This is a genomic window from Xanthovirga aplysinae, from assembly GCF_009711365.1.
In the GTDB taxonomy this organism is placed as follows: Bacteria; Bacteroidota; Bacteroidia; order Cytophagales; family Cyclobacteriaceae; genus Xanthovirga; species Xanthovirga aplysinae.
Window position 1 is genome coordinate 1 of sequence record NZ_SMMB01000964.1, and the last position, 5915, is coordinate 5915.

Sequence of the window (5915 nt, forward strand, 5' to 3'; positions counted from 1 at the left end):
ATAAATTGTCAAAAATGGGAAAAGAAAGCAGAAATTCAATATAAAAGCCCTTCATGATTTGATGAAGGGCTTTTAATAGTTTTAAGATAGAAGTTTGAATAAATAAGGAGTGGTAGGAAAACCAAGTTTTTTTGTCTTTCCTAAACCAGGCATTTATCTACCCACTGCTATTAAAACTAATTTCGAAATTATCAGTGATTTCTCCTTAATTAATTTCATAAGGTCGGGTCAATTCCACTTGTAATTCATCCAGTTGATCTTGAGAAATTGGAGCAGGAGCATCAATCATTACATCTCTACCTGAGTTGTTTTTAGGGAATGCGATATAATCTCTGATGGAATCTGAACCGCCAAATAGAGCACATAACCTGTCAAAGCCAAAAGCTACTCCACCATGTGGAGGTGCACCATATTCAAATGCATCCATTAAGAATCCAAATTGTGCTTTGGCTTCCTCTTCGCTAAAACCAAGATGCTTAAACATCATTTCCTGGGTTTCCTTGTCGTGAATTCTGATGGAACCTCCACCAACTTCCACTCCATTAATTACCATATCATAGGCATTTGCCCGCACAGCTCCTGGTTCGGAATCTAACCACTCCAAGTCAGAACGTTTCGGAGAAGTAAAAGGGTGGTGCATCGCATGATAACGTTTTGTATCTTCATCCCATTCTAAAAGTGGAAAATCTACAACCCATAGACAAGAGAATGTATTCGGATCTCTTAATCCTAGTTGTGTCCCCATTTCTAAACGCAATTCACAAAGGGCTTTTCTTGTATGATTTGTTTCTCCGGATAACACCAATAACAAATCACCTGCTTCGCCCCCCATCTTGTCTGCCCAGGCTTTTAAGTCTTCTTGGCCAAAGAATTTATCCACCGACGATTTAAAACTTCCGTCTTCGTTGCATTTTACGTAAACTAGCCCCTTTGCACCTATTTGAGGTTTTTTTACGAAATTTGTTAAAGCATCCAATTGCTTACGTGTATAATTTCCGGCACCTTTGGCACAAATTCCCACCACTAATTCAGCATCATCAAATACCTTAAAGCCTTTGTTCTGAGCTAATTCATTCAGCTCTGTGAATTTCATTTCAAAACGTGTATCTGGCTTGTCCGAACCATAATATCTCATGGCATCGGCATAAGTCATATGAGGAAAATCAGCCAGATCAATTCCTTTTACATTGTTAAATAAGTACCTTACCAACCCTTCAAACATTTCCAGAATATCCTCTTGCGTCACAAAGGACATCTCACAGTCGATCTGAGTAAATTCTGGTTGGCGGTCAGCCCTTAAATCTTCGTCCCGGAAGCACTTTACAATTTGGAAGTAGCGGTCCATTCCCGAAACCATCAACAGTTGCTTAAACGTTTGAGGCGACTGAGGCAGGGCATAGAACTCCCCAGTGTTCATACGAGAAGGTACGACAAAGTCTCGGGCTCCTTCCGGCGTGGATTTAATTAAAACCGGAGTTTCTACCTCTATGAAAGACTGGCTATCGAGGTAATTTCTGGTTTCACGCATCATTTTATGCCGTAATTCCAGGTTTTTACGCACAGGGTTTCTACGTAAATCCAAGTAACGGTACTTCATGCGAAGGTCGTCCCCTCCATCTGTTTCATCTTCAATTAGAAAAGGAGGAACCTTAGCTGCATTTAGAATTTTAAGCCCCTCTACTTTAATTTCAATTGCTCCGGTAGGGATTTTATCATTTTTGGAAAATCGCTCAACTACTTTTCCACTGGCTTGAAGTACAAATTCACGACCAGCTTTACGTGCAATTTTAATTACTTCAGCATCACTGTCACTTTCATTGAAGGCTAACTGAGTAATTCCATATCGGTCACGGAGGTCAATCCAAATCATTCCTCCTTTATCTCTGATTTTTTGTACCCATCCACAAAGGGTTACTTCTTGGTCAACATCGTTTATGCGTAATTCACCGCAATTATGAGTCCTAAGCATTTTATTCTGATTTAAAGCTTTCAGTTTACAAATTTAGGATAAGATGGGGAAATTTTAAGAAAGTCAGTGAGTTTTATAATTTTAAGAGTAAAACAATGAGTAAATGACCTCCGGTAAAGACCTCATTTAAAAACAGCACATATATTTGAAAAAAACTCTAATGAAAGCGATTTTTTTGAATAGGGGTTAACGTTGTTTTAGCAGAGAGTTTATGAAGAAAGCAGTAATTCTATTTTTCATACTCGTTTTATCGGCTTATTCGGAGGTCAAAATGAAACGGGTAAAAATTACTGAGGGGATAAGTGTGTCAATTCCCACAGAGTTTACTCCTATGTCTGAAGATGAAAAACGAGCTAAATTTCCCTCTTCCAAAAATATCCTTGCCATGTTCAAGGGTAAAAATACCCAAGTAAATTTTGGAGTAAATGTAAGCCGAGCCTTATGGAAGGAAGAGGACTTACAGCTAATGGGCGAATTTTACCGGTCAAGCATTTATAATCTTTATGATAAAGTGAATATCATCAATGAAGATATTAGAAAAATTAATAAGCGAGAGTTTTTAATTTTTGAGTTTACCTCCTTTTTAGAAGGAAGTAAATCTTCCGTTATGGGAAGAGGATCTTTAAGTGAATACCATTACCTTATGTACACCATTGTGGACGGTAAAACCTTGATCTTTAATTTATCCTGCCCGGTATTCCTACAAAATCAGTATGAAGAAACGGTTCAGAGAATAATGAAAAGTGTAAAAGTGTCTGATTTTAAATGGGAAAATCAATCCGCTTCCTGATTTTTTTAATACCCCAATTTTAACTTACCCGAATTTTTTAATATGAATAATCATCAAAATAATTTTAATGTTATTACAGGGGGGCCAGGTGCTGGAAAAAGCACCTTAATTGAGGCCCTGTCAAAAAAAGAATTTAGAGTTGTTCCTGAGCATGGAAGACAGATTTTAAAGGAGCAACTTTCTATTGGAGGAAAAGCCTTGCATTGGGAAGATTCTATCTTGTATAAGGAATTAATCCTCTCCCGTGATTTAATGGCATATCATCAAGCTAAATCTTACAAAGGAGTAGTTTATTTCGATCGGAGCCTAGTGGATGTATTGGGTTATACTCGCCTCCTTGGACTTAAGGACGAAGCCCATGTTCTAAAGGCTATAAACCTTTACCGATATAATAAAAAGGTTTTCATTGCTCCACCTTGGAAAGAGATTTACGCAAATGACGAGGAACGTAAACAGGATTTTAATGAGGCTATCCATACCTATGAGGCTATGAAATCTGCTTATTCAGACTCTGGTTATGAACTTATTAATCTTCCTAAGGTAAGTGTTGATAAACGACTTGAGTTTATTCTTGAATGCTCCAGAGGACTACTGTAGTTGCTTTTTAGTATATGACGATTGCAAGATGGATTAAAGCTAAACAAAATCACATTTGAGTATTTTAGTGTTATTGGTTTAACCTTAACCAGAGCAATTTCCTTATCTTTAACCCATCAAGTCTGTATTACCTTTTAATTGTATTTTTAAAATTATGCTTACTATTCATTCTGATGAATATTATATGCAACAAGCCTATAAACAGGCATTGCTTGCCTTTGAGTCGGGGGAAGTACCGGTAGGGGCTGTTATGGTTTGTAATCAACAGATTATCGCTCGAGCCTATAACCAAACCGAACGCCTTCAGGATGTGACAGCTCATGCTGAAATGGTCGCCATTACAGCAGCTGAAAATGCCATTGGGGCGAAGTATTTAAATGAATGCTCTCTTTACGTTACTTTAGAACCTTGTGTAATGTGTGCAGGGGCCACCTATTGGTCTCAGCTCAAAAAAATAGTTTTTGGGGCTTCTGATCCCAAAAGGGGATTTGGTAGATTGAATGAGAATATTTTGCATCCTAAAACACAATTGGTGCCAGGAATTATGGAAGTGGAGTGCAGGGATTTAATCAATCAATTTTTTAAAAAACTTAGAAAATAGAGGTAGTAAGGAGTGCAGTGTTTTCTGACAAGTGCCAGGTGGTTTATCTAATTCCATATTCAATTTTCCCGATTTGTTTTTTTAATGCCGGTGTTAAATAATCAAAAAAAATCTGGTAAATTTATGATTCTTAATTAAATCATTTTCAATTCATTACTGAAATTAAAGGTGTTGACTCCAAAGATTCCAATCAATTCTTAAATTAAAAGAAAAAACACCATAATAGGATTTTTCGTAAAGATTTTTGCCCTCTATAGGGCATCCACTTATATTTGAATAAACTAAATTGTTAAACTCTAAAACTGCTATCAACTATGGCTTTTGAATTACCTGCGTTACCATACGCATATAACGCCTTGGAACCTCATATCGATGCTAGAACGATGGAGATCCACCATACAAAACACCATCAAGCTTATGTAACGAATCTAAATAATGCCATTGCCGGAACTGAATTGGAAGGCAAAACCATGGCTGAGATCATGAAATCTGTGAGTTCAGCTCCTGCAGCGGTAAGAAACAATGGTGGTGGTCATTTTAACCATTCTTTATTCTGGACTATTATGTCTCCAAATGGAGGAGGGGAGCCAACTGGAGAATTGGCAGAGGCTATTAATGCAAAATTCGGTTCATTTGAGGGATTTAAAGAGAAATTCTCTGCAGCTGCTGCTACGCGTTTTGGATCTGGATGGGCTTGGCTTTGTGTAGATGCCAATGGTGAACTTTGTGTTTGCTCTACTCCTAATCAGGATAATCCAACAATGGATATTGCAGAATGCCCTGGCACTCCAATTTTAGGTTTGGATGTATGGGAGCATGCCTACTACCTGCATTACCAAAACAGAAGACCTGATTATATTGCTCATTTTTACAATGTGATCAATTGGGAAGAAGTAGCAAAAAGATATGCCGAAGCGAAATAAAATAATCTGAGCTAAAAAGGATTAGCTCAATTGTTAAAAACTAGCAAAGGCTACACATTATGATTAATTCTTAATTGGTCCTAATGTGTAGCCTTTCTTTTTTCATTCAACTTTGGTTGAAGCTTTTCTTCTAAGCCTCATGTTGAGTGGAGACATAGATTTAGAAATTCTCTTTTTTTGTCAGGATGAAAACAGGTTAATCTTTTTTGGAGAAAGTGTCTTGTTTTTGAGCCAGATCTGCTACAAACCAAATAGAAATAGGCTCTTTCATCGATTGTTGATTTTGACCTCTCATTCCGCCAGAACGGCCTCCTCCCATTCCACCAGAGCGACCACCACCCATTCCGCCAGAGCGGCCTCCTCCCATTCCACCAGAACGACCACCACCCATTCCGCCAGAACGGCCTCCACTCATTCCATTTTGCATATCCAAGGCTTCTGTTTCTATTCCAATAGATACTTTTTCTGAAACTTCGTTGTCTCCAAAGATTTTTTGAAGGGGAATTGCTACTTGATAAGAAAGACCATTATTCTTTGTAGGAGCCAATTTAATATTTATATCATTTTTTTGAAAAGCCATACCCACCGTTTCTACTACATCCCCATTTTGGAATAATCCTTCCTTACTAGTTCTTTGAATAAGTTTTGAGACCTCAAGCTTCTTTCCACTTTTTTGTTTGGACGACTTGTTTCCTTGGCCCATCCCCATTTCGGATGGATTCATAGCTTGCTTTCCCCCTTCTGCTTCAAGAGGGAAGCTCAAGTAGATGCCCTGTTTTTTCTTTCCTGAAGGATCCATATATAATTTTAAGCCCTTTCTTAAAATTTTCATGATTGCCCCCTTGTCTTCTGTTTCAAGACTAACGTACAGGTTTTCATGGTCATTAAAAACCCCATATTTTATTTTGCTTTTGGTGTCGTAGTAGGAGAATTCTTGATCTGAACTATCATCGGTCCATTTACTTTGATAGACTGGCAACTTCGAACAAGAAGAGAAGATTATGAGGCCTCCTAAAAAAAGAATTGTTAATACGT

At 37.7% G+C, this 5915-nt stretch carries 6 protein-coding genes; 4 read left to right on the forward strand and 2 right to left on the reverse strand.

Translation table 11 applies throughout. The annotated features are described in order from the left end of the window. Positions 1–205: 205 nt before the first annotated feature. Complete coding sequence (gene aspS / locus E1171_RS09105) at positions 206–1969, reverse strand: aspartate--tRNA ligase (RefSeq protein WP_155205696.1); 1764 nt, start codon at positions 1967–1969, stop codon at positions 206–208. A gap of 211 nt (positions 1970–2180) precedes the next feature. On the opposite strand from aspS, the gene E1171_RS09110 reads away from it, so the two are divergent. The 4 genes from E1171_RS09110 (at position 2181) to E1171_RS09125 (ending at position 4880) form a co-directional block, all read left to right on the forward strand. Then, positions 2181–2759, forward strand: a complete 579-nt coding sequence (locus tag E1171_RS09110) for a hypothetical protein (RefSeq protein WP_155205697.1) — start codon at positions 2181–2183, stop codon at positions 2757–2759. 42 nt (positions 2760–2801) lie between these two features. Then, positions 2802–3356 (forward strand): AAA family ATPase, encoded by a 555-nt coding sequence (locus tag E1171_RS09115; RefSeq protein WP_155205698.1) that lies wholly within the window; start codon positions 2802–2804, stop codon positions 3354–3356. Positions 3357–3510: 154 nt separating this feature from the next. Then, positions 3511–3957, forward strand: coding sequence for a nucleoside deaminase (locus E1171_RS09120; protein ID WP_155205699.1), 447 nt, complete (start codon positions 3511–3513; stop codon positions 3955–3957). Positions 3958–4271: 314 nt separating this feature from the next. Then, positions 4272–4880, forward strand: a complete 609-nt coding sequence (locus E1171_RS09125) for a superoxide dismutase (RefSeq protein WP_155205700.1) — start codon at positions 4272–4274, stop codon at positions 4878–4880. 196 nt (positions 4881–5076) lie between these two features. Here the strand turns inward: E1171_RS09125 and E1171_RS23775 are convergent. Next, positions 5077–5915 (reverse strand): hypothetical protein (locus E1171_RS23775; protein WP_222931455.1); only part of this gene is annotated, 839 nt, incomplete at its 5' end.